This is a genomic window from Acinetobacter pittii, from assembly GCF_034067285.1.
GTDB lineage: Bacteria > Pseudomonadota > Gammaproteobacteria > Pseudomonadales > Moraxellaceae > Acinetobacter > Acinetobacter pittii_E.
Genome location: NZ_CP139286.1, coordinates 2,146,163 through 2,171,827 on the forward strand (window position 1 = coordinate 2,146,163; position 25,665 = coordinate 2,171,827).

Genomic DNA, 25,665 nt, shown 5'->3' on the forward strand with positions numbered 1-25,665 from the left:
TAAAAAACTCCAAGAGTTAGTTTTTGTTAAAGGAACTTAAATATGGAAAAAGGAGCTCAACATATTTACGTGTGCTCCATAGACCAATGCTTTTATGATGTGAATCTGGGGCCAAAAACGGGATCAGCTTACATATCTTTATGGCAAGATCAGGTGTTTGACGTATACGTTCCTGAAGTGCATCGAGTTCGCCATCAGATATATAGCTAAAGAGATAATCTTGAATACGTTGACTATTTTTTAGTTCTCTGCTGTAAGCCAAAAAGTTAGAAGAATGGTCATTACCAGCAATCCAGTCATGAATAATTTGTCGTTCTACAGGGTTAAATACCCCAAACATTTTTCCATTTTCTTCATTAATCATTCGCCAGAACACGCTCTGTTCGGGGTCAGTATTAAATTTAATCCATTTATGATCAATGAGATGTGTAACCAGGCCTTTAACGTCTTCAGGTTTTGATAACCATTGGTTAATGGTTTTACATCCAAACTGTCTTTTTTCGTTATGAATGAGCTGACCCACAAGCGCTTTTCTTTTTAAAATTTTAAGAACTAAATCTTCAAGATTTAAATTTTTAATAATTTTAGAAGATGATACGCCATGGCTATTAAGAGCAAAACCGCGCTTCAATTTATTAAAGAAGTGTTCTTTGTCTCTATATTTATCGTAAATATTTTCTATAACTTTAATTGCTTTATCTGCATGGCCGTTATCAATGTTATCGATAGTGATATGCAAATTAAAATATTTAGAATCAATACCAAGTTCCGCAAGCTCATAATTACTGATGAGCAGATGAAGTGGCAGTTGCTCATAGCCTAAATTAAAGCCAACAATTTCAGGAATAAACTCAGATGGAGCATAACCAAGCGCCAGCTGAATCACAGCATTATGATAATATTCATCTTCTAAGAGTAGATCAAAACTATCGAGCCCAAGACTACGTAATAAGTCATCATAGATACACACATGATTTGCTTTCGGCTCACCTAGCCCCAGCTCTTCCAAATAGGTAATAATAAGGTCATGAAAAACCGGATCATTCCAGTAATGAACTGAACTATATAGCCATGCACCGTCTACTTTTTTAGTGGGTGAAACTTTAATTAAAAACTCAAATGCCTGACCGACATTTTTAAAGTACTCTCTCTCACCTCCACTTTGTCTACGATTCAAATAGGTCTGAAATAGCTCACAATTTTCTTTATTGTCTTTTTCACACCATTCTTTAACCATATTTATAGAGGAAGGAAAATCAATTTCATTTTGATCTATTTTATCTATTTCCTTAATAAGAAATTCTCTTGCTGTCTTTTCTTTTTCAAAACTAGAAATATCAGGATCAAGGAAAAAAACAAATAATTCGTAATAGTTCTGTTGATTATCTTGTAATAAGTCTAATAATCTTTTTTTCACTACAACAGGCATTTCTATTCTCCTTTAGTGAGATATAAATTACCATACTTCAGCTAAACCATAATCCCAGCGTAACTTTGTTAGGTTACGTTATCAAGAAACAACTTATAAATTTAAAAACATTAAAATTCAATAAGATAAAAAATAACACAAACTTACATTCTCACTTTTAGAATAATTTAACAGTTTGTTTTTATAAAAAATAAATAAATTATAAATTTTATTTACATTTAACCTACCTTTAAAATTATAAAGACCTAAAAATTAACAAAAAGAAATTAAAAATAATCTTATAACTAAATTAAAAACAGTTGTAAGGAGAAAATAAATGTTTAACTCATGTTGCAAATTACTTGCACAAGAAAAAATTAAAATCGCATTTTTTGAAAGTGCTTCGGCTGGTTATCTGGCTTACCGCTTCTCTTTAAGCCCTTATTCAGGTGACATTCTTATTGGGAGTTTAGTCAGCTATGACTTACGTGTTAAAGAAAATACTCTTCATATTTCACCTGAACTTATTGAAAAATATACGCCTGAGTCTATGCAAGTCACTGTAGAGATGATCAAAAAAGGCAAAGAACTCTTGCGTGCCGACCTGTATGTTGCCTGTACCGGATTGCTAAAAAAGGGGGGCTCAGAAACTGCTGAAAAACCTGTAGGCACTTTCTTTTATTCTATTTATTATCAGAATAATTTTTATAACTTTAGAAGAGTATTTAAAGGTTTACCGTGCCTTAAACTTAGACAACTTCTTTATTACATTACCCAAGATATTGAATATATAATATTAGATAATAAAAATAGCTTTTCTTTATAAAAGATAACAAATACATATTTGGAAATGATCATAGTGTTTGCTTAATTCCAATGTACCTAAATGTAATTTTATCCATCTTCATATTAATTATGTTTATTGATTAAAATTACATTTTATAGAAATCAAGGTTTTATTAAATAATCATAGTTACAGTTAAATATAGGGTAACACCCCAAGGCTACACAATAAAAATTTTCATGTTTTAATGAACCTATCTGAAGCTCTCAGATAAAACACACATCATAAATGATATGAGGTAATTAAAGATGAGCACTACTAATAATCAAAGCAATCAACGCGATAATCAACAGCAACAACAACAGCAAAATGACAACCGTAACAACCAGCAGCAACAAGGCAACCAACAGCAAAACGATCAACAGCAACAAAACAACCAGCAACAACAGCAAAATGACAACCGCCGCCAACAACAAGGCTCTAATCAAAAAGATTCAGGCCAACAAAACTCAAATAACAATAATCAGCAACGTTAATTCGTTGCTGACTTAAATGTCATTTGATGCGGTCATTCATTTTATTTAGGAAGGTGCCCTCACCTTCCTAAATTTACCATAAGCATAAAATTAAATAATAGATGAGGAAAAAACTGATGACAGATCAAAATAGCGATCACGCACGACTGCCAGCTGGCGACCATAATTATTGGCGCGAAAGTTACGTTACTCGTCCTTATTATCAAGAAGCTCAGCTCACTACCCCAGACCTCGATTATGACCGAGACTTTTCGACAGCCTATGAATTAGGTCATCGTGCACGTGCTGAATCGGAACAAGGCACCCAATTCGAAGATGTCGAAGGCGGTTTAGAACAAAAATGGGAAGAATTAAAAGCTGAATCTCGTTTAAAATGGGAACATGCTAAACAAGCCATTAAAGACGCATGGAATGGAAGATAACTTCTTCTAATCACATTCTCTATTGGTCCAAAGCCATGAGCTTATTTCCTATTGGCCCTCGGAAATAAGCTCTTTTTATTGCTAAAATTTCTTAAAAACTTCAGTTTAGAACCCCTCTTTAGAAGAAAGGCGGCATATTAAAATTATTATTTAAATATTGATTGGCTAATTGAGCATTATCAAAGACTTCTTTCTTAAACTGTACACTCGATGCCGATAATGTATGAGTCGGTTTAATGGTTACTTCAACTACATACTTATTTTGCTCATATTTGGCTTTTACCCCATAGATTTCAGACTCATTAATACACGTCCCATCCGTAAAGTATACAAACATGCTTAACCACCTTAAGTATTCATTTGAGCATCATCGTAATAAAGTTCTAATATTATTTAAGCCTGATCTAGTGTTCACATCAGGCTTGTCTGAAAATTGATTTAATTTTCTTTTTTCTTAAAGTATTCAATAATTTCTTCCCCGTTATTTACGGGGCTTCCCGTAGAGGGATATGTTTCTTCATATGCATAGGCAGGCAAAGCAACTTTTGCGCGGATGGGAGGTAATTTTTCTTGACCGCCCGTCGTAATTCGTTCGATAAAACCTGCAAGCCACAGCACAAATTCCTGTGTATTCTTACTTTTAGGAATAATACTTAAATCTAATTTAATTTTAGATTCCTGAAGAGGTTTAATCAGTAATTCAGCGAAATCAATATAATTGTATAAAAGTTTAAGCTTTGTCCCCTTAATCTCGTGTCTGAGCTCAATCATCAAATTGTTAAGGTCTTCCATAGGATCATCTGTAAATCCTTTTTTTTCTTTAACATTTTGATAGATTTTCTCAGCTATCCTTAATTACTGGGGCATATCCTTACCTTTAAAAAATTGTTTTCACTAAAATGAATTTTGGATGAATATAAGTAATTTATTGTGTTTATTTTATTAATTTTTTGAAACTATAATTTATGTTAGACACAATTCAATAACAACAAATTTATATAAACATAATAACCCACTAATTTATTGATTAATTTTATATTTTCATATAATTGCTTTTTTTATTATGTTACATATTTTATAGAAATAAACGATAAGAAAACCCACATAACAGTGAGTTTTCTTAAGCACAATCATTATGAGTTTTTATCCATTTGTTGAGGAGTAGTTGGGTCATTAGCGCCATGGGTCCCATTATCTCGCGGATCCCGATCTTGACATGCACTCATACCAACTGCAATTGTCACTACCATACTCACTGCACAAAATATTCTTAACATTGAGGTCACCCTTTTAAATCTTAAGATGTAGCTTTATGAATAACATTTTCTTATGTTTACCTATCGCTATCGTTCTCTTAAGTTTTGTAGGTTATGCAAGCTTTTGTAAAAAGCTAAATAAAATAAATCTAAAAAAATTTACTATTCTTGCAATTGATATTTTGATTATTTTTTGGCAACAGCTAATTATTTAATTACATCATATTTATAAAATTAAAAATTCTTACCCTTTTTAGACTTATGCCTTATTAAGTTAATAGCCCTCTACACTATACAAATACACAATTAATAAATATTTGATATATAAACATTAAAACTCATTTCTTAAATTTGATTGAATGTTTATTCAATACTTCAAATTCTAAATAACTCCTTATTTTATTAATAAAAATTTAAAAATATTAATATTTGTTTATATAAACCAATCTTTTATTTTTGCAATTGACCCGCTTTAAGGCTCAGCTTATGATGCTCCCGCTGACCTATTTTGTCAGTCGGTTTTAGCAGATCGTCTACCTAAGTGCACTAAAAACAAGTTTTTTGGTGTGGAGCCCCTCGTGCCTTTGACGGAGGAACGGGAGTGGGACACCTTCGGGTGTGCTGGTTTCTTAGGTATCAGTCTGCTAACCCTCTTTCGTTTCACCACCATAATTAATAGCAGTGATTGGGCGCAACTTCTTTTATCAAGGAGTCTCTAATGACTATTATTTTATATTATTTTATTTTTCTTACTCTTCACTACCCTTTTATTTGGCTTAAAACAGTTTTAAAAAACTTTTTGTATTTCTTTGCCCATACACACACTCTTCTCTCTCGACAAAAGATCTCAATATTTAACGCATGTTAAAGATTAAGACATCTTCAAACCCAACTGAACGATAACAACAACCAACAAAGAGCAATAATGATGTTTTTTTTATATCGTATTGTTTTAACGTGCATCCTATTAATAAGTTCTATAAGTTTAATAGGTTGCAGATCTATTAGTAAAAATGAATTTAATACACATTGTGTTTGGGCAGGTCGTGCACTTTCACAATGCAACTGTATTTATAACTCTTTAGAAAAACATTATTCGCCACAGTTTGTAGAAAACTTACCAAAAGTAAGCTTACAAAATATTGATGCGGATATGCACTTTGTGGAAACAATGAATGAAACCATGGATCAATGTCGGTTAAGTGCCAGAAAAAAACCAATTAACTAATGTTTGCATGCTCGACCAAGAAATCTAAAAAAGCCCTGACACGTTTAGGAACATATTTATCATGTCCAATCCAGACGGCATGAAATTCTTCAGAAGCATTGGTATTCCAGTCTTCAAGAATTTTGACCAATAGTTTTTGCTCTACAGCTTTTTGGATTTGGAATTCATTAAGCTGTGCAACGCCCACATCTGCAAGTGCTAACTGTAAGATCGCTTCTCCATGATTTACTCTTAATACTTTAGTGGGGACAAGCGTGATTTCTTGATCGTCTTTTTTAAAGAACCATGTTTTATTCTGGCGTTGATAACTTACATCTAAAAGCTGATGTCCATATAAGTCTTCTGGGTGCTGCGGACAGCCATACTTTTCAATATAGGCTGGTGAACATACATAATGTTTCTGCGTGCTCCCGAGTGTACGAGCAATCAAGTTTGAGCTTTTTAAAGGCCCTGTACGAATTGCAACATCTATTCTTTGCTCAACCAAATTAATCACTTCATCGCTTAAATGAGCTTCTAATTCTATTTGTGGGTAGCGTTGATTAAATAGAGAAATACAAGGCAATAAAAAATGCGTCCAATATGAAAGACTAGTATGAATTCTAATTCGCCCTTGCGGCATATGGTTTGCAGTAACAGATTGTTCAAGTTCGTCTAGATCGTTCAGGATTTGAATACCTTGCTCATAAAACTGGCATCCTTCACTGGTGAGTTGGAATTGACGTGTTGAACGGTTCAGTAGTCTGACGCCAAGTCTTTTTTCCAACCGAGAAATTAACTTACTAACCGCAGATGGCGTCATGTCGCAAGCTCTTGCGGCTGCCGAAAAGCTTCCTAATTCAACTACACGAATAAAAATTGCCAACTCGCCAGACCGATTAATATCAAAATAGGACATAACAAAAGCTATTTATGAATTTCATTCACAAATCTTATTCCGCTTATGTCGCTATAACAAGCCAGCAATTTGTTTCAAGATAACTTTAATTTATTTTAAAGAGTTCACGAGATGAAACTTTATCAATCTGCCCTATTTTCTCTTGTTTTATCATCTACTGTAGCGCAAGCAGAAGTACAAAATAGCCAATGGATTACCACTTGGGCAGCTAGTCCACAAAAAGTTTGGAATAAAGATTTCGTTTTTCCGACTCTAATTCCAGATCAAATATCTAATCAGACCATCAAACAAATTAGTCAAATTAGTTTAGGTGGTGAAGCTGTTAGGCTTATTTTTACCAATCAATATGGGGATCAACCGATCTATATTGATAAAACTACCGTGGGACTAATCAAAGGACAAAGCCTTAAATCAAAGAGTGCTTATCCAGTTTATTTTTCTGGAAAGCTTAAAGCACAAATTTTACCTGGCAAACAGCTAATGAGTGATCCAATCCAGCTACCTGTTCCCAATCATGGGCAATTAATGGTTAATACCTTTATTCAAAAGCCAACTACATTTAAAACTTTTCATTGGGACGCCAAACAAACCAGTTGGCTAATTACAGGCAACCAGACCGCCAACTTAAATACGCCTAGCAATGCCAAAACTACCACTGCGCGATTATTATTGTCAGCTGTGGAAGTAAAACCGAAGCGTAAAGCACATGTTATTGCAGTCATTGGAGATTCAATTACCGATGGTGCAACTGCAACTTTAGATGCAAATACCAGATGGACCGACTTTTTAGCTAAGCGCTTATCACCACATCAAGTAGCGGTCATTAATAGTGGAATTTCAGGAAATCGGTTACTTAACGACGGTATGGGCGACAGTGCTTTAGAACGCTTGAAAAAAGAAGTATTTCAATATTCTGGAGTGAAAACATTAATTGTTCTGGTGGGTATTAATGATATCTCATGGCCGGGTACCGCATTTGCACCTAAACAACCAATACCGACTTTTGAAGCATTAACCCAAGGCTATAAACGTGTGGTAGATGAAGCACATCGCCAAGGTATTCAAGTGATTGGGGCAACGTTACTTCCATTTTCAGGTGCCTTACCCAACACTCCTTTAGATAATTACTATCAACCGAATAAAGATGAATTACGTCAGCGCATTAATCACTGGATGAGAACCAGCCATACATTTGACGGCGTACTTGATCTTGATCAAGGCTTAAAAGACCCTAAACATCCTGATCGATTAAATCCAATTTATGATTCGGGAGATCATTTACATCCTAATGACCGTGGTAATCAGCAAATGGCAAATCTGGTCGATGTAAACCAGTTACTTCATAAATAAAACGTCCAGATACAGGTAGGAATTTGCTCCCTACCTGTATCAATATTGATTAATTACCTTCTAACTCGACGTTAAGTTTTGGTGTAATGGACTGTTTTTCAGCTACATGTCTTCGAAGTACCATGACAGCAAAAAGTCCTAAAATTGCAGGGATTGCGATCATCACAAAATTCATCTTATGGGGAAGTTCAAAACCTAATAACAGACCCGTTAAGATAGGCCCAACAATTGCCCCAATACGACCAACACCAGAGGCACAGCCAATTCCAGTAGAACGCACACTTAATGGATAATATTGCGCCACATAGCTATAAAGCAAAATTGAGGTACCAATCGTTGCCGCTCCTGCCACAGTCACCAAACCATATAAAACATAAGCTGGTGAGTTAAAACCTAAGCCAACCAGTGCCAGAACACCCGATAGCAGCATTCCCATAATTACAGGTTTTAAGTGGAATTTATCAGACAAAATCCCACCACCGATTGAACCGATCATTGCACCAACATTTAAGGCAAGCAAGAATAAAATACTCTTTCCGAGCGAGTACCCTGCTGCCAGCATGAGTTTTGGTAACCAGCTACTTAAGGCATATACCATGAGTAAGCACATAAAGAATACGAGCCAGAACATGAGTGTATTAAATGCACGGCCCTGTTGAAATAATCCTTTTACAGAGCTACCTGTTGGCACATTATCTTCATTAAGCATTAAGTGCGTGTTGATGGTTAAGGTTTGTTCAGGTGAAATTTTTTGAATAATTTTATGTGCCTGTTCAGTTTTACCTGTTTTAACTAAAAAGGTTAAAGACTCAGGTAAAAACTTCCAAATGACAGGTAATAAAAGTAATGGAATACCAGCAATTAAAAACATAATTTGCCACCCCTGACTTTCAACCAAATAACTACCAATTAAGGCTGAAAGAATTCCCCCAATCGCATAACCACTAAACATGGTCCCCACCAGCGTACTGCGTATACGTTTAGGTGCGTACTCCGAGGTAAGTGCCACTAAATTTGGCATGACCCCACCAATGCCTAGTCCCGCCAAGAACCGAAGTACCCCAAACTCAAGTGGGCTTGATGCAAAAGCACCTAAGAAGGTAAAACCACTAAAAAGAGTTACACAAATTAAAATTACATTTTTACGGCCTATTTTGTCTGCCAAAGTTCCAAAGAACATTGCTCCAAACATCATTCCGCACAGTGCTGTACTTGCTAACATCCCCGCTTGTACTGCTGTTAACGACCACTCTTGCATCAGCAAAGGCAGTACAACGCCATAAATCACCAGATCATAACCGTCAAAAATAATAATTAATAAACACCAAAGCAAAATACTCCAGTGAAAAGGGGTAAATTTGGCCTGATCAATAACTTCATTTACATTTAATTTAGATGTTGTCATTTACTCACCTCCTCTGTGAGATAAATTCATATTCAATTTTTTAAAACGACATATTGCACCCTAAAGAAAAAACAGATTATTCAAGGTTTTGCTGAATAAATTAAAAGTCATAACTCGCCATCATATTGAAGCGGCTATCAATCCCGTTACGGCCATCAAAAGTTTCTCGTTCGCCATAAACATATTCGACGCCCAAGGTAATTGGTTTGTAAGGGTTATAAAGTGCATTCACCCAGCCCTGCCAAAGCTCTTTATTTTGAGTGGTGCTATTACGTTGTAATTCAGCAAAACGGTTATCATCTTTGGCTTTCATATAGCCATAACCCAAGGTTGAACGAATTTGTGGCGTAAATTGATGAGTGATACCCAAAGAAACGGTATCAAATTCATTGCTGTGTATATTGTTTTGATCATCTATTGCATAGCCGCTATTACTCCATAGTAGGAAACGCCCATCTCCTTTGACATGGTAATAATCGGCTTTAAGTAATGTATCGGACGTAACCTGATATTTACCGCCGAAGCCAACACCCCAAGACATTTCCTCATCATTATTGGTTCTCTTTTCGGCAACAAAACTACGCCCCGATAGCATCGAACCATTGGCAAATTTATGATTTAAACGCCCTACCAAAGCTGGTAAACGCATTTTGTTATCGGGGTCTGATGCAGCGGTATATTTCGGGTCTTCAACCGATACAGCAAAACTTGTATTGGCAGTTAAGTTATCGCTATAACGAACCAGTGGCGATCTTAATAATGCACTTCCTACAAATGTGCCTGCATCGATCGTTTCCGGATAATATTCTGGAGCAATAAAAGTTGACCATGTTTGACCGACGAGCCATTTGTTAAAGGTTAAATAAGCATGGCGTATCCGAAACTGATCACGAGTGGCTGCCCCAAAGAAGTCCATTTCCAGTTTCCCGCCTACCTCACCCGCAGCAGTTGGGGTTTTAAAATTCAGCCCAAACCGTGTCACATTAACGGTGCTGTGCAACTGGTCTTTTTGTGCGGACTCTTCTGGCGTATTTTCGAGCGGTACTCCACTAATATTGTTATACATAGTAGAGGCCCCCTTCATTTGATAAGAAGCATCTGCCCGTATATAACCGTATAAGTTAAATTCTGCACCAGACTTGGTTAAACCTTGCTGTATTGGCGATACGGCTTGAGGAGTTATTGAATTTGCTAGTTCCACTCGCCCTTGCGATAAAGATTTTTGCGCCTCCATGTTAGCTTGTAACATAGCCCGTAACTCTTTCACTTCTTGGCGAAGTTGTGCTATTTCAAGATCTGTTTGGCCTGCAAAAGCAGAAGACACATATAGAGTGATCGAAACAGCCAACAGGCTTTTTTGAACCGTTGTATTTAAAACTTTCATCATGAAATTTTCCTTTTGATCTTTAATTAGACTTAAAGATCTCGACATCCCTTTTGTTAGGTACCTACCTAAAATAGGTGCTTAAAAATTTGTATTTCTTTTACAAGAAAGACTTCGATCATATTTTTTTAGACAAAACCTCCCTAAAGCGGCCTAAAAGCCACTTTTTAATTTGTTTTAAGTAAAGCTAAATCTTTTAATTTTTTTCAGTTTTTATATTCTCTTCCTCATTGAGAATATGTAAGTTTTACATCCGTATTAACGCTTTCCCAAACCCATTATTTTTTTGCAATAAATCCCTGATACGTCAAAATTTGCGTATAAGATTGCACACTTTCAAAACCAGCTTTTTCTAAAAGTTTTATATATCCTTCAGTAGTTAGGCTAAAAAAGTCTTGGTCCATACGCTCTAACATTTTTTGACATTGCTCTTCCGTTAAACCTTGAGCCAAGCATAAATAACGTAGTGCTTGAAGCTGCTGTGGGTTTACACAAGTCATTAAATCGTAGGTCAGCAAAACTGCTTTTTCTTTTAAACGATCATAAATATTCTTAAAAAAAACAGGTTTTATCTCATCTGAAATAAAATGAGCCACCAGTATAGAAAGTGCAGCATCAAAGCAATTCTCAAGAGATAAATCTGACGTTTCACCGTGAACAAAGCTGACTTGGGAAGGCTTACCTAAAAGTTCAACCTGTTCCTGAGCTTTTTGCAGCATAGTCAAAGATGGATCAACTGCTGTAAATTTCCAGTCGGGATGTCGTTTAAGTAAATATTCGAGTTCATAACCCGTCCCACAGCCCACAATTAAAATATGAGCATTTGGTGGCAATACCGACTGCAAAATGGCATCCACCTGTAGATGGATCACTTCATAGCCCGGAATCAATTTACGAATATGTTGGTCATACCCGTCGACTACCTTTGGGCTATTAAAGTCTTTTGCCATTTTGTTTTCCCTCTATTTAAACTGCCTTTACATTTATAGTTCGCTGCACTTTGACTGGACTCTTGACTTCTTTAGTCAAAGACATTGCCTGTTAAATTAAGTTCAGCTCGCATAATTTCCTGCAATTTAAACTTTTGCGCTTTGCCTGAAGCAGTCATTGGAAACTCATTAAAGAATCGGACATAGCGCGGCACTTTATTATGAGAGATATGCTCTTTACAGAATTGGCGAATACTGTCTTCATCAATTTGATGATGTTCGTGCAAAATAATACAAGCACAGAGTTCTTCACCATATTTCGCATCTGGGAGCCCAATGACCTGTACGTCACTCACATCTGGATGAGTATATAAAAAGTCTTCAATTTCTTTTGGAAAGAGATTTTCCCCACCACGAATCACGACATCTTTAATACGGCCTTTAATTTTAATAAAACCGTCTTGATCCATTTCGGCAATATCACCGGTATGCATCCAACCAGCAGCATCAATCACTTCTCGAGTCTTTTCTTCTTCGCCCCAATAACCCGCCATCACTGAATAACCGCGAACACATAGCTCACCTAAAGTACCTTGCGGAACAATTTGCCCTTCTAAATCGACAATTTTAATTTCAACATGCGGATGAACATGTCCAACTGTGCTTACTCGTTTATCAATCGAGTCATTTACCGAGCTTTGTACACTTACTGGCGAGGTTTCAGTCATACCGTAACAAATCGTGATTTCAGACATATGCATACGGTCTATAACTCGCTGCATAATTTCACGTGGGCAAGGACTACCTGCCATAATGCCCGTTCTTAAGCTCGATAGATCAAACTCATTAAACTGTTCATGTTCTAAGGTGGCAATAAACATAGTTGGCACGCCATAAGCTGCCGTACAACGTTCTTGATGAATCGCTTTTAAAGTTTCTAAAGGATTAAACACTGCCGATGGATAGACCATGGTTGAACCATGCGTAACGCAGGCTAGATTCCCCATGACCATGCCAAAACAATGAAATAACGGCACAGATATACACACTTTATCTTGAGGGGTTAAACGAATGCCTTCACCGACAAAATAACCATTATTTAAAATATTATGATGGGTCAACATTGTCCCTTTAGGATTACCTGTTGTACCTGAAGTAAATTGAATATTAATGGTTTCATCAAACTGGAGCTGTTTGGTTAACTGTTTTAACTCTTCTAGTTGTTCTGATGTTGGTGTAATGACTAAATCACTAAAGCGATGGATACCCGTATGTTGCTGATCATCAATTTTAATGACAAAGTTTAAATGTGGCAGTCGCGCTGAACTGAGCACTTTGTCTCCACAGTTAGTTAATTCTGGGGCAATTTTTGTCAGTAATTCTTGGTAATCAGTCGTTTTGAATTGAGAAGCAATCACCAATCCTTTGCATGAGACTTTATTCAACACATATTCAAGTTCATGGCTTTTATAAGCTGTATTCAGATTAACTAAAATAATCCCTGCTTTAAAAGCTGCAAATTGGGTAACTGTCCATTCCACACAGTTGGGCGACCAGATGGCTAACCGATCTCCTTTTTTTAATCCCAATTTTAAAAGGCTACAAGCAAAGGCATTTACTTCATCCTGCAAAGCTTTATAGGTTAATCGTCTGTTTTGATGAAAACTAACGATTGCTTCCTTTTCAGCATATTGCCGACAGGCCTGATCAAATTGTTCACCAATGGTCATACCCAATAAGGGCTGCGTGCTTGGTCCCGAGGCGTAGCTTAACCGTTCTTGTTGCATTGAATCATTCTCCTTGATTCTTTTATTCTCTTCTTACCTGATCTAATTTTTGTTACTGCAACTACTTTTCCAAACTACTTATTTTGTGTTGTTTTATCCTTTATCTGCCCTATTTCCTCTGCACAGCATCTACACAAAAGTCAGCAATCTGTTTTGAAAAATAGTCTTTGTGGGCATGATCAAACTTTGTATTTTGAGCTGGATCTAGAGGTTCAACCACCACATAGGTCATGGCGCCTACAACACAAAGTGCTGCTGTGTTTAAATCATCCAAGACAAACTCACCACTTGCATTTCCATCTGCTAGTATTTTTTTAATACTTTGTTTAATCAATTGCTTCACACGAAAACGCTCATGCTCAACCGTTGAATCGACGGGTTCAAACATGAGTGAATATGCAAGCTGAGGACTATTCAGTGCCCGTTTTACAAAGGTCGCCACCGCCTTATGTAATTTCTGTTTTGCCGATAACTCACTTTCGGTAATCGAATCGATGACCAATAACTCTGTATTAATAGCCTCAGACAAAACTTCAATCAGCACTTGGCTTTTATTATCAAAGTAGCGATAAACCAGTCCACTTGATACACCCGCTTGCTCTGCAATTGTTTGTATTTGCGCGTCTTTAAACCCTCCCTCTGAAATTAATTTTCTGGCTGAACTCAAAATCGACTTACGATTTTGCTCCATCCGCTCCTGCATTAAAGATGATCGTTTATAGCTCATAATTTATTCTCTAACAAATAAAATGAATTGTAAATCATTTTATGAATCTGTATTCACTTTTTTAAAAAATCATTGTATGGTACATATCAGATATCCACAAAATATTTTATGGACAACAAATATAACCAATAGGATGAAAACATCATGAACCTACGCAGCTTGAATTTCGGTCTAGATGAAACTTTAATTGCGCTTCAAGATTCAGTAGCCGCATTTTGTGCAAAGGAAATTGCACCGATTGCCCAACAAGTTGATCAAGACAATAAATTCCCTGCACATCTCTGGAAGAAATTCGGAGATATGGGCCTTTTAGGTATGACAGTTTCTGAAGAATACGGCGGTGCCAATATGGGTTATTTAGCTCATATTATTGCCTTACAAGAAATTTCTCGTGCTTCGGCAGCTATTGGTTTGTCTTACGGTGCTCATTCTAATTTATGTGTAAACCAAATTAACCGTAACGGTAACGAACAGCAAAAACAAAAGTATTTACCAAAATTGATTTCCGGTGAATATGTAGGTGCCCTTGCGATGTCTGAGCCAAATGCAGGTTCTGATGTGGTCAGCATGAAATTACGTGCTGAGCAAAAAGGAGATCACTTCGTTTTAAATGGTTCAAAAATGTGGATCACCAACGGCGGGGATGCAGACGTATTAGTGGTATATGCCAAAACTGATCCGCAAGCTGGAGCGAAAGGTATGACTGCTTTTTTAGTTGAAAAAGGCATGAAAGGCTTTAGCCATGGTAATCATTTAGACAAACTCGGCATGCGTGGCTCTAACACTTACCCACTGTTTTTTGACAATGTAGAAGTACCTGCTGAAAACGTACTCGGTGGTGTGGGTAACGGTACAAAAGTACTGATGAGCGGTTTGGACTATGAACGAGCAGTTTTAAGTGCCGGGCCTTTAGGTATTATGGATGCCTGTTTAGATGTGGTCATTCCATATTTACATCAACGCGAACAGTTTGGCCAAGCTTTAGGTGAATTCCAGCTTATGCAAGGTAAACTTGCCGATATGTATTCAACTTGGTTGGCATGTAAAGCTCTCGTCTATGCCGTTGGTGCTGCATGTGATAAAGCTGACCATGACCGCAGTCTACGTAAAGATGCGGCAAGCGCCATTTTATATGCTGCTGAAAAAGCGACATGGATGGCTGGTGAGGCAATTCAAACTTTAGGCGGCAACGGTTATATCAATGAGTTCCCTGCTGGCCGTTTATGGCGTGATGCAAAACTTTATGAAATTGGTGCCGGAACTTCTGAAATTCGCCGTATGTTAATTGGCCGCGAACTCTTCAATGAAACCAAATAATAATTATAAATAAGGATGCATCTTATGAACCAATTACAAAGCAAGATTAATGTTCGAAGTGAAGACTTCAAAACAAACCAGCAAGCCATGCAAACATTGGTCACAGATCTAAAACAAGTTGCCCAGCGTATTGCGTTAGGCGGCGGTGAAAATGCCCGTCAAAAACATCTGGCTCGAGGTAAACTTTTACCCCGTGAACGTATTGATCAATTGATTGATGTGGGCACGGCATTTTTAGAAATTGGACAGTTGGCAGCGTATAACGTTTATGAAGATGATGTTCCTGCCGCAGGTGTGATTGCGGGTATTGGTCAAGTCAACGGTATCACTTGCATGATCGTTGCCAACGATGCAACGGTTAAAGGCGGAACCTATTACCCACTTACAGTTAAAAAGCATTTACGCGCACAAGAAATTGCCGAACAAAATCACTTGCCTTGTATTTATTTGGTGGATTCAGGTGGTGCTTATTTGCCAATGCAAGATGAGGTTTTCCCAGACCGCGATCATTTCGGGCGTATTTTCTATAACCAAGCACGCATGTCGAGCCTAGGTATTGCTCAAATTGCTGTGGTGATGGGGAGCTGTACCGCTGGCGGTGCGTATGTTCCTGCCATGTCTGATGAAACGATTATTGTCCGTAACCAAGGTACGATTTTCTTAGGCGGCCCTCCTCTAGTAAAAGCTGCAACTGGCGAAGTGGTGAGCAGTGAAGACTTAGGCGGTGGCGATGTACACACACGTCTTTCGGGTGTAGCTGACCATTTAGCTGAAAATGATGAACATGCCATTGCGATTGCGCGGAACATTGTTGCTAACTTAAATAAAAAGCCAAATGACTTAAATAAACAAGTTGATGAACCGCTATTTGATGCTTCAGAACTCTATGGCGTGGTGCCAAGCGATGCGCGTAAACCTTTTGATGTTCGTGAAGTGATTGCACGTATTGTAGACGGCTCTCGTTTTGATGAGTTCAAAGCACGTTTTGGTTCAACATTGATTACGGGTTTTGCTTCACTTTACGGTATGCCAGTCGGCATTATTGCCAATAACGGAATTTTATTTTCTGAGTCTGCACAAAAAGGTGCGCACTTTATTGAGCTATGCACGCAGCGCAATATTCCATTGTTATTCCTACAAAACATTACGGGCTTTATGGTTGGTCGCCAGTATGAAAATGAAGGGATCGCAAAAAACGGCGCCAAACTGGTGATGGCAGTTGCTACCGCAAATGTACCAAAACTCACCCTGATTATTGGTGGTTCATTTGGTGCGGGTAACTACGGTATGTGCGGACGTGCTTATTCACCACGCTTTTTATGGACTTGGCCGAACTCTCGTATTTCAGTAATGGGCGGCGAACAAGCAGCAAGCGTACTTTCAACTTTAAAACGAGACCAGATTGAGCAAAAAGGTGCCGAGTGGTCAGCGCAAGAAGAAGACGAGTTTAAACAACCAATTCGCGAACAATACGAGCGTCAGGGTCATCCGTACTATGCTTCTGCGCGCCTTTGGGATGACGGTGTCATTGACCCAGCTCAAACTCGCCAAGTACTTGGTTTAAGTCTTGCTGCTGCAATGAATGCCCCAATCCAGCCAACCAAATTTGGCGTGTTCCGCATGTAAGAGGTGTATATGAGCTATCAATTTTTACAACTCGAACAACAAGGTCAGGTTGCCTATGTTTGGCTGAATCGTCCTGAATTGCACAATGCTTTTAATACGACAGTCATTGAAGAGCTACATGCCTGCTTTAAGCAAATCAATACCCGTGATGATATTCGTGTTGTAGTTTTAGCGGGTCGCGGCAAAAGCTTTTCGGCAGGTGCCGACCTGAACTGGATGAAACAGGCAGGTCAGGCATCTTCAGCAGAAAATGAAGCAGATGCATTAAAACTTGCACAAATGCTTGATGCACTTGCAACACTTAAGCAACCGACCATTGCCCGAGTACATGGCATTGCCTTTGGTGGCGGCATGGGCTTAGCGTCAGCATGTGATATTTGCATTGCCAGTACGGATGCCAAGTTTGCAACGTCTGAGGTTCGTTTAGGGCTTGCTCCATCTACCATTAGTCCCTATGTAATTCGTGCAATTGGCGCAAGACAAGCCTCTCGTTACTTCTTAACTGCCGAGCGAATTTCAGCACGTGAAGCCAAACAAATCGGTTTGGCCCACGAAGTTGCAGATGCCGAAGACTTAGATAAAAAAGTTCAAGAAATTATTGATGCTCTATTACTCGGTGGTCCGCATGCTCAAGCGGCATCAAAACAACTCATTCAAATGGTGAGCAACCAGACCATGAGCAATGACTTGCTGCAACAGACAGCACATCATATTGCTCAAGTTCGTCAAGGCAGCGAGGCAAAAGAAGGTCTGAGTGCCTTTTTAAATAAACAGCAGCCTGCTTGGGTTTCTAACTCGAATAACAACAATTAAGGACGATCATCATGTTTGAAAAGATTTTAATTGCGAACCGTGGCGAAATTGCCTGCCGTGTAATTCGCACAGCTAAAAAATTAGGTATTGCAACAGTTGCCGTCTACTCCGATGCAGATGCAAATGCACAACATGTCAAACTTGCCGATGAAGCGGTTTATATTGGTCAGTCCCCTGCAACTCAGAGTTATTTACAGGTTGACCGTATTATTCAAGCAGCAATTGATACAGGCAGCCAAGCGGTTCATCCAGGCTACGGCTTCCTTTCAGAAAATGACCAGTTCGCACTCGCTTGCCAACAGCACAATATTTGCTTTATTGGCCCACCAGTTGATGCCATTTTGGCAATGGGCTTAAAAGCGACCTCTAAAGCTTTAATGGAAAAAGCAGGTGTTCCTTTAACACCGGGTTATCACGGAACCAACCAAGATGCCGACTTTTTAAAGCAACAGGCAGACCGAATTGGTTATCCTGTTTTAATTAAAGCCAGTGCTGGCGGTGGTGGTAAAGGCATGAGTCTGGTTGAACGCAGTGAAGACTTTCTGCATGCCTTAGCTTCTTGTAAGCGTGAAGCCAAATCGAGCTTTGGTAATGATGATGTCTTGATTGAGCGTTATGTGATTCAACCGCGCCATATTGAAGTTCAAGTGTTTGGTGACACACATGGCAACTATGTACATTTGTTTGAACGCGACTGCTCTGTACAACGTCGCCACCAAAAAGTGCTAGAAGAAGCCCCTGCTCCACAAATGCCAAGCGAAAAACTCGATGCAATGCGCCAAGCTGCAATTGATGCGGCACGTGCGGTAAATTATGTTGGTGCTGGTACGGTTGAGTTTATTGTGGAACAAGACGGTACGGCGTATTTCATGGAAATGAATACTCGTCTACAAGTCGAACACCCAGTCACTGAAATGATTACAGGTGAAGACTTGGTTGAATGGCAACTTCGTGTGGCTTATGGCGAACCTTTGCCTAAACTACAAAACGAATTAAAAATTCACGGACATGCGCTCGAGGCACGTATTTACGCTGAAGAACCTGAAAAAGGCTTTTTACCTGCAATTGGTAAAATTGACTATCTGCATTACCCAACTCAAAACCAATATGTGCGTGTAGACAGCGGTATTGTTGAAGGCGATGAAATCACGACCTATTACGACCCAATGATTGCCAAACTGATCGTATGGGGTAAAAACCGTGAAGCTGCGCTCATTCAAATGCAACATGCCCTAAGCCAATTCCATGTCGATGGTTTAGGCAACAATATTGCTTTCCTTGAAAAAATCGTTCGTAGCGAATCGTTTAAACAAGCCAAGCTTGATACCAATCTGATTCAGCGTGAACAAAACTTCTTGTTTAGTCCTGAAGAAATCAAACCAGAACTTGTAGTAGCAGCGGCATTCATTGAGTTTCTAAGCAAACTTAATAACAACAGTTCAAGCCAAAAACAGCTTTGGCAGGCTCAACCACTTTGGCGCTTAAATATTGCTTATCAGCACAGTATCAAACTGAACTATTTAAACCAAAATATTCAAATTAAATTTGCTTCAAATGACGATGGCTTCACCGCAGAATATAACGGTCAAAGCTACCCGATTTCCGGGCAATTGATTGATGCACATACGGCGTCTGTTCAAATTAATGGAACTCAGCAAAAGCTATCTTTTAACCAAAGTCAGCAAGGCATTACCTTGTTCCAAAATGGACAAAGCTATAAGTTTGCTTATATTCGCCAAGACTTTAATCAGGCAGATAGCCAAGCCGATGAAGGTCACTTAAAAGCACCAATGCCGGGTGTGGTCACTCAAGTGCTAGTCAGTGCAAATCACAGCGTGAAGAAAGACGATATTTTAATGACGCTTGAAGCCATGAAAATGGAATATACCATCCGCGCTCCTAAAGACGGCGTAATTGTAGACTCCTACTTCCAAGTCGGCGATCAGGTCAAAGCTGGCGATGAGCTTGTGGAATTTCAGCCTGCGCAGGAGGAAGTTGCATGAGTGAATTTGTCAAAATCGTGGAGGTCGGTCCCAGAGACGGCCTCCAAAACGAAAAGCAGGCTTTAACTGTTGAACAACGCTTAAACTTCATTAATGACCTGATTAATGCAGGCCTGAAATCAATTGAAGTGGGTTCATGCGTCTCGGCAAAATGGGTACCACAAATGGCTCAAAGTGATGAGCTATTTAAGCTGTTACCTCAAACAACAGATGTGCAATTTAGCCTGCTCACTCCAAATATTAAAGGTTTTGAAACTGCTCAAGCGGTAGGATGCAAAGAAGTTGCGGTGTTTACTGCAGCTTCTGAAAGCTTTACACGTAAAAACATTAACTGCTCAATCGACGAAAGCTTTGAGAAGTTTAGCGATGTCATGGCTGCTGCAAAAGCACATAACATCCGTGTGCGCGGTTATGTCTCTTGTATAGTCGATTGTCCTTATGAAGGCGCAATTGCTCCTGAGCAAGTGGTGAAAGTTGTTAAACGACTTTATGACATAGGCTGCTATGAAGTATCTTTAGGTGAAACTATTGGCACAGCTACTCCAGATCGCGTTCAAAAGGTGTGGCAAGCTTGCCTTGCTGAACTCGACAGCAAGGTTTTGGCTGGGCATTTCCACAACACCTACGGCATGGCAATTGCCAATATTTATCAGTCTTTACAGCAAGGCATTCGTGTTTTTGACTCGTCTCTTGCAGGACTGGGCGGTTGCCCTTATGCCAAAGGAGCTTCGGGCAATGTATCGACCGAAGATCTGTTCTATTTGCTGTCTCACATGGGTTTTGAAACTGGCATTGATTTAGAAAAACTGATGCAGGCCAGCCAAAATATTAGCAATGTGTTAAACCGAAAAAACTTGTCGAACTATGCAAATGCTTATTGGCAAACCAAGTGTGCATAGTCATAAATTAAAATCACTTAGCATCTGGTATAAGGCTGAATATTAGGCGAAGTACCAGATCATCCCATCTCATCTTTATCTCATTTCGTTCAGGAATTGGGATTAAATATCTTTGCGCAATTTTTTTAAAATTTATCATTTATCTCTGTATCAAATGCCTCTGTCAAAAGAAGCATTTTCTACCCTATTTTTATTCTAATCTGTATTATTCTTCATCCTTATTCAATTGTAATCCTTAAAAAAATTACCTCATTATTTATAAAAATAAGATGCATCCATTTCGATTCTTGGAGAAATATATTCTTCCACCCAATCTAACCATGCACGTGTTTTGGCATCTATAAAATGGCGTGAAGGCAATAAGGTATAAACTCCAATATCGGGCGAACGCCACTCAGGCAAAATATGACATAATCTTCCATTTTGAACCGCATCTAAAGCCGAGAACATCGGCAATAACGCGACTCCCATATCCTGTTGCACCACATCTAATAACAACTCTGGATTATCTGCAATGAGTTGCCCGCCAGTATCTATTTGATAAGACTCACCCTTTGCATTTAACAAGTGCCAATCTGGCGTAATAGACGGGTTTACCAAGCGTAAACAAGCATGATTTTTTAAGTCTTCTGGAGAAGACGGTACACCATGTTTCTCGAGATACGCAGGTGAAGCACATAAAACAGAAAAAATAGTGCCTATTCTACGTGCAACAAAACGAGAGTCTGTTAATGATTCAGTGAGATAAAGACTGACATCGACCCCTTTTGCCAACAGGTCTGGGACGTATTGTGAAGTCGTATATTCCACCGTTAATTCGGGGTAATGCTTACAAAACTCGGCCATCACTGGAAAGACATAATGATGCCCAAAGCTTCCCATGCTTAATACACGTAAACGCCCTTTGGGTTTAGATGCCGTTCCTGTTACTTCTGACTCCGCTTCATCTACCATTGAAATGACTTGGCGACAGCGCTCAGCGTAAGTCGCACCAATGTCGGTGAGTGCCTGCTGGCGGGTTGAGCGTTGTATTAATTTTGTACCTAAGCGTGTTTCTAGCTCGCTGATAAGACGTGAAACCTGTGCTGTGGTCAGATCCATCTGCTCAGCTGCTGCTGTGAAACTCCCGCTATCAATCACTTTCAGGAATGCATGCATCGCATGCAATAGTCCACCATCGAGATTTTTGCGCATAACGTAAATATCTTTTCCTAAATTACGGATTGTTGCACCAGTTTAGATCAACCACAATGACTAAATGTACATACATTGGCACTAATTCTTTTTTTAAGAAGAGGAACCGATCTTTTTTTATTTCGTATGTCACTTGCTCCAAATATTCAACTGGATGTTGAAAAAAGAAAGTAGTCCGAGCTACTAAAAATTCTAAGGAGATATAAATGAATATAGCTACAAAAGTCACTCCAAATATTATTGCAACAAAGGATGTGTCACTTGAAGATAAATATGTAAGTGATAACGGTACAGCATATATGACCGGTATTCAGGCACTTGTTCGGTTGCCTCTTGCCCAAACTCGCCGTGACGCGTTGAATGGTTATCATACTGCTGGTTTTATTTCTGGTTATCGCGGTTCTCCTGTTGGTAACTATGATAGTTTCCTTTGGCAAGTTCAAGGATTACTTAAATCCCATAATGTTGTATTTCAACCTGGTGTAAACGAAGACTTGGCTGCTACCGCAATCTGGGGTACGCAACAAGTTAATCTTTCTGGCCAAGGCAAATATGATGGAGTGTCTTCATGGTGGTATGGTAAAGGCCCGGGTGTTGACCGTTCAGGCGATGTACTCCGCCATGCTAACTTAGCTGGTACCTCTGAACGTGGTGGTGTTGTTGCCTTATTTGGTGATGACCACTCATGTAAATCTTCTACAATCCCTCACCAGTCTGAACATGTCATGATTGGTTGTGGTATTCCAATTTTCTACCCAACATCCGTTCAACAAATTTTAGACTTTGGTGTTCACGCCATTGCCGTTTCACGTTTTTCTGGTCTATGGACTTCAATGAAGCTGGTCAGTGAAATTGTTGAAACTTCCGCGTCAGTTCATGTTGACTTAGACCGTGTTACTCCGGTTATCCCAGAAGATGTTAATTTCCCAGAGGGCGGCGTTAATATTCGTTGGCCAGATCATGGCATTCAGCAAGAAGAACGCCTTTATAAATATCGCTTACCTGCTGTTTTGGCCTATGCTCGCGCGAATAAAATCAACACCGTAACATGGCCTTGTGAAAATGCCCGTGTCGGTATTGCCGCAAGTGGTAAAGGTTATTTAGATACCATTGAAGCCTTACGTATTTTAGGTATTGAAGATGAAACTGCCCAACAGCTTGGGCTACGTGTTTATCAGGTTGGTCTGATTTGGCCTTTAGAACCACAAGGCATTCGTGAATTTGCCGAAGGTTTAGAAGAGCTCATCGTTATTGAAGAAAAACGACCAATTCTTGAGACGCAAATTAAAGACGAGCTGTACTCATTGCCTGATGGCAAACGTCCTCGTGTCATTGGTAAAGCAACTGATGGTAAAGGTGAATGGAGTACCACTATTGAAGAAGCACCTCTCATTGGTCACTATGAGTACCAACCAGAACCAATTGCAAAAATGCTGGCTGCTCGCTTCTTAAAACTCGATATTCCAGAAAGCTTAAAAACACAAATCCAAAGCAGAATTGACTTACTGCTAAAAGCAGAACAAGAATCAAAACGTGTCATTGATCTTGCTGAACGTAAACCGTATTTCTGTAGTGGTTGCCCTCATAACTCTTCAACAGTCGTCCCTGAAGGTAGCCGCGCACTGGGCGGTATTGGTTGTCACTATATTGCTGTTTCACTTGACCGTGGTACCGAAACATTCTCTCAAATGGGCGGTGAAGGCGTAAGTTGGGTTGGTGCATCACCATTTACCAATGAAAAACACATTTTTGCTAACCTTGGTGACGGAACCTACTTCCACTCAGGTTACTTAGCAATTCGCCAATCTATCGCTGCAAAAACGAATATTACCTACAAAATCCTCTACAACGATGCAGTCGCTATGACAGGTGGTCAGCATGTAGATGGGCATTTGAGTGTTGCGCAGTTAACTCGTCAGCTTGCTGCGGAAGGTATTAAAAAACAAGTCATCGTGACTGATGAAGTTAAATTATTAAACGAAGAAGACGGCATTGCACCGGGCGTAGAAATTCGCCATCGTAATGAACTTGATGCAGTTCAACGCGAATTACGTGAAGTTTCAGGTGTAACCGCTTTAATTTATGTACAAACCTGTGCCAGTGAAAAACGTCGTCGCCGTAAACGTGATGTCTACCCTGACCCAGCTGAACGTTTATACATTAACAGTGATATTTGTGAAGGTTGTGGCGACTGTTCGAAAAAATCAAACTGTTTATCTATTGAACCAGTAGAGACAGCTTTAGGTACTAAACGTCAAATTAACCAAAGTAGCTGTAATAAAGACTTCACTTGTGCTGAAGGTTTCTGCCCAAGTTTTGTGACTGTTCATACACGTGATATGAAACGTCCAGCTAAATTTGAAGGCATTGGCGCAGGCTGGCCAACATCACCAATTATTCCTCAATTATATGACGTTCCAAGTCGTATTATGGTCGGCGGTATTGGTGGTACGGGTGTTGTGACGATTGGTGCACTGCTTGGTATGGCAGCTCACCTAGAAGGCAAAGCAACACGTGTTATGGACATGGCTGGACTTGCCCAAAAAGGTGGTACGGTTTATTCATACGTACAACTTGCAGCAAGTGATGAGCAAATTTCTTCTACTAAAATTCCAGCAGGTCAATGTGAATTACTCATCGGTGCTGATGCCGTAGTCGCTGGTGGTAGCGCTGCTCTCTCTCGCTTAAAAGATGATGCTTTAGTCATTGTGAATGAAGACAGTACTCCTACCTCTGAGTTTATTAAATCTCGTGACTGGTATGCGCCTATTAGCGATTTAATTGACCGCCTTCGTGGTCGTGTTCGTCAAGGTCAACTGGTTTCTCTGCCAGCAGCTCGCATTGCAACACTACTCTTAGGTGATTCAATTTATACCAACCAGTTATTACTCGGTATGGCATGGCAATCTGGTCGTATTCCATTACTGCGCGAAAGTATTGAAAAAGCAATTCGCTTAAATGGTACGGCTGTTGAAAAGAACCTTGAGGCTTTCCGCGTGGGTTGTCATCTTGCAAGTGACCCAACTTTAGCTGCACGTTTACTTGCGGCAATGCCAAAAACCAAAACTCCGCAAACTTTAGCTGAACTTGTTGAAGACCGTTCTGCTCGTCTAACGGACTATTGGAATGAAGCTTACGCAACTAAATACCGTACACTTGTAGAACTGGCAGCTAAAAAGTTACCTGAAGAATTAACAGGTACGATTGCAACTCAGCTTTATAGAGTTATGGCATATAAAGATGAATATGAAGTTGCACGTCTGTTAACAGGTAAAAGTTTTAAAGAATCGATCGAAACCCAATTCGGTAAAGGCTTACGTTTAACGTATCATCTTGCTCCACCAGCGTTACTCGGTGGTCTGAAAAATGTTCGTAAACGTGCGTTTGGTTACTGGATGCGTTTCCCAATGATGATGCTTGCTCGCTTACAATGGCTTCGTGAAACTTTCCTTGACCCATTTGCGCGTCAAGAAGAGCGTCAACACGAACAAGCTTGGCGTGACCGTTACATCGCATTTGTTGAAGCACTTGTTGAAGCACCAGACAATCATAACTTGGCAGTTGCTGAACAAATTGCAAAATTACCGGCAGAAGTTCGTGGTTATGGTCATATCAAAATGAAAGCAATGGATGCTGCAAAACAGCGTTGGGATGAACTTACACCAACACTCATTAAAGTACGTAGCTAAGAAATTGCTT

At 39.2% G+C, this 25,665-nt stretch carries 22 protein-coding genes; 11 read left to right on the forward strand and 11 right to left on the reverse strand.

All coding sequences use genetic code 11. The annotated features are described in order from the left end of the window. Positions 1–16: 16 nt before the first annotated feature. Positions 17–1,429: an iron-containing redox enzyme family protein gene (locus SOI81_RS10125; protein ID WP_224991659.1), complete on the reverse strand. Its 1,413-nt coding sequence runs from the start codon at positions 1,427–1,429 to the stop codon at positions 17–19. Positions 1,430–1,745: 316 nt separating this feature from the next. Here SOI81_RS10125 and SOI81_RS10130 point away from each other — a divergent pair, with 316 nt between their 5' ends. The 3 genes from SOI81_RS10130 to SOI81_RS10140 all read left to right on the forward strand — a co-directional run bounded on the left by SOI81_RS10130 (position 1,746) and on the right by SOI81_RS10140 (position 3,150). After that, positions 1,746–2,234 (forward strand): CinA family protein, encoded by a 489-nt coding sequence (locus tag SOI81_RS10130; protein ID WP_320540642.1) that lies wholly within the window; start codon positions 1,746–1,748, stop codon positions 2,232–2,234. A gap of 266 nt (positions 2,235–2,500) precedes the next feature. Then, positions 2,501–2,728, forward strand: coding sequence for a hypothetical protein (locus SOI81_RS10135; protein ID WP_016141364.1), 228 nt, complete (start codon positions 2,501–2,503; stop codon positions 2,726–2,728). Between the two features lie 116 nt (positions 2,729–2,844). Continuing rightward, complete coding sequence (locus SOI81_RS10140) at positions 2,845–3,150, forward strand: hypothetical protein (RefSeq protein ID WP_239968989.1); 306 nt, start codon at positions 2,845–2,847, stop codon at positions 3,148–3,150. A gap of 118 nt (positions 3,151–3,268) precedes the next feature. Here the strand turns inward: SOI81_RS10140 and SOI81_RS10145 are convergent, their stop codons facing one another. From SOI81_RS10145 to SOI81_RS10155, 3 genes are all read right to left on the reverse strand, one after another. After that, positions 3,269–3,487 carry a hypothetical protein gene (locus SOI81_RS10145; protein WP_016141366.1) on the reverse strand — a complete coding sequence of 73 codons (219 nt, stop codon included), beginning with the start codon at positions 3,485–3,487 and terminating at the stop codon, positions 3,269–3,271. A 101-nt stretch (positions 3,488–3,588) separates the two neighbouring features. Further along, a complete protein-coding gene (locus SOI81_RS10150) occupies positions 3,589–3,999 on the reverse strand; it encodes a hypothetical protein (RefSeq protein WP_320541579.1) in 411 nt (136 codons plus the stop codon). A gap of 284 nt (positions 4,000–4,283) precedes the next feature. Then, a complete protein-coding gene (locus SOI81_RS10155) occupies positions 4,284–4,427 on the reverse strand; it encodes a hypothetical protein (protein WP_016141368.1) in 144 nt (47 codons plus the stop codon). A gap of 904 nt (positions 4,428–5,331) precedes the next feature. Between SOI81_RS10155 and SOI81_RS10160 the strand changes: the two genes are divergently transcribed. After that, positions 5,332–5,634: a hypothetical protein gene (locus SOI81_RS10160; RefSeq protein ID WP_016141369.1), complete on the forward strand. Its 303-nt coding sequence runs from the start codon at positions 5,332–5,334 to the stop codon at positions 5,632–5,634. On the opposite strand, the gene SOI81_RS10165 is transcribed toward SOI81_RS10160, so the two are convergent. Beyond that, positions 5,627–6,532, reverse strand: coding sequence for a LysR family transcriptional regulator (locus SOI81_RS10165; protein ID WP_320138020.1), 906 nt, complete (start codon positions 6,530–6,532; stop codon positions 5,627–5,629). The two genes, SOI81_RS10160 and SOI81_RS10165, sit on opposite strands and share 8 nt — an antisense overlap. 111 nt (positions 6,533–6,643) lie before the next feature. Between SOI81_RS10165 and SOI81_RS10170 the strand changes: the two genes are divergently transcribed. Beyond that, entirely contained in the window at positions 6,644–7,882 is a 1,239-nt protein-coding gene (locus SOI81_RS10170) for an SGNH/GDSL hydrolase family protein (protein ID WP_320540643.1), read from the forward strand. Between the two features lie 49 nt (positions 7,883–7,931). Here the strand turns inward: SOI81_RS10170 and SOI81_RS10175 are convergent, their stop codons facing one another. From SOI81_RS10175 to SOI81_RS10195, 5 genes are all read right to left on the reverse strand, one after another. After that, positions 7,932–9,287, reverse strand: a complete 1,356-nt coding sequence (locus tag SOI81_RS10175) for an MFS transporter (protein ID WP_320540644.1) — start codon at positions 9,285–9,287, stop codon at positions 7,932–7,934. A gap of 100 nt (positions 9,288–9,387) precedes the next feature. Continuing rightward, positions 9,388–10,671 carry a DcaP family trimeric outer membrane transporter gene (locus SOI81_RS10180; RefSeq protein WP_320541580.1) on the reverse strand — a complete coding sequence of 428 codons (1,284 nt, stop codon included), beginning with the start codon at positions 10,669–10,671 and terminating at the stop codon, positions 9,388–9,390. 278 nt (positions 10,672–10,949) lie between these two features. Beyond that, a complete protein-coding gene (cmoA, locus tag SOI81_RS10185; RefSeq protein ID WP_320540645.1) occupies positions 10,950–11,621 on the reverse strand; it encodes a class I SAM-dependent methyltransferase in 672 nt (223 codons plus the stop codon). Positions 11,622–11,692: 71 nt separating this feature from the next. Next, positions 11,693–13,387, reverse strand: coding sequence for an AMP-binding protein (locus SOI81_RS10190; protein WP_320540646.1), 1,695 nt, complete (start codon positions 13,385–13,387; stop codon positions 11,693–11,695). A 109-nt stretch (positions 13,388–13,496) separates the two neighbouring features. After that, positions 13,497–14,114 carry a TetR/AcrR family transcriptional regulator gene (locus tag SOI81_RS10195; protein ID WP_031969006.1) on the reverse strand — a complete coding sequence of 206 codons (618 nt, stop codon included), beginning with the start codon at positions 14,112–14,114 and terminating at the stop codon, positions 13,497–13,499. 144 nt (positions 14,115–14,258) lie between these two features. Between SOI81_RS10195 and ivd the strand changes: the two genes are divergently transcribed. From ivd to mvaB, 5 genes are read left to right on the forward strand one after another with little or no spacing between them, the layout of a single operon-like run. Further along, positions 14,259–15,431 (forward strand): isovaleryl-CoA dehydrogenase, encoded by a 1,173-nt coding sequence (gene ivd, locus SOI81_RS10200; protein WP_016141377.1) that lies wholly within the window; start codon positions 14,259–14,261, stop codon positions 15,429–15,431. Positions 15,432–15,455: 24 nt separating this feature from the next. Then, positions 15,456–17,057 carry a carboxyl transferase domain-containing protein gene (locus SOI81_RS10205; protein WP_032052942.1) on the forward strand — a complete coding sequence of 534 codons (1,602 nt, stop codon included), beginning with the start codon at positions 15,456–15,458 and terminating at the stop codon, positions 17,055–17,057. 9 nt (positions 17,058–17,066) lie between these two features. Next, entirely contained in the window at positions 17,067–17,870 is an 804-nt protein-coding gene (locus SOI81_RS10210) for an enoyl-CoA hydratase/isomerase family protein (RefSeq protein ID WP_000121718.1), read from the forward strand. An 11-nt stretch (positions 17,871–17,881) separates the two neighbouring features. Beyond that, positions 17,882–19,873 carry an acetyl/propionyl/methylcrotonyl-CoA carboxylase subunit alpha gene (locus SOI81_RS10215; protein ID WP_239976109.1) on the forward strand — a complete coding sequence of 664 codons (1,992 nt, stop codon included), beginning with the start codon at positions 17,882–17,884 and terminating at the stop codon, positions 19,871–19,873. Further along, complete coding sequence (gene mvaB, locus SOI81_RS10220) at positions 19,870–20,772, forward strand: hydroxymethylglutaryl-CoA lyase (RefSeq protein WP_239976108.1); 903 nt, start codon at positions 19,870–19,872, stop codon at positions 20,770–20,772. The genes SOI81_RS10215 and mvaB overlap by 4 nt, the downstream gene beginning before the upstream one ends. A 252-nt stretch (positions 20,773–21,024) precedes the next feature. On the opposite strand, the gene SOI81_RS10225 is transcribed toward mvaB, so the two are convergent. Beyond that, positions 21,025–21,966 carry a LysR family transcriptional regulator gene (locus tag SOI81_RS10225; RefSeq protein WP_016141382.1) on the reverse strand — a complete coding sequence of 314 codons (942 nt, stop codon included), beginning with the start codon at positions 21,964–21,966 and terminating at the stop codon, positions 21,025–21,027. A gap of 206 nt (positions 21,967–22,172) precedes the next feature. On the opposite strand from SOI81_RS10225, the gene iorA reads away from it, so the two are divergent. Then, positions 22,173–25,655, forward strand: coding sequence for an indolepyruvate ferredoxin oxidoreductase family protein (gene iorA / locus SOI81_RS10230; RefSeq protein WP_239976107.1), 3,483 nt, complete (start codon positions 22,173–22,175; stop codon positions 25,653–25,655). Positions 25,656–25,665 lie beyond the last annotated feature (10 nt).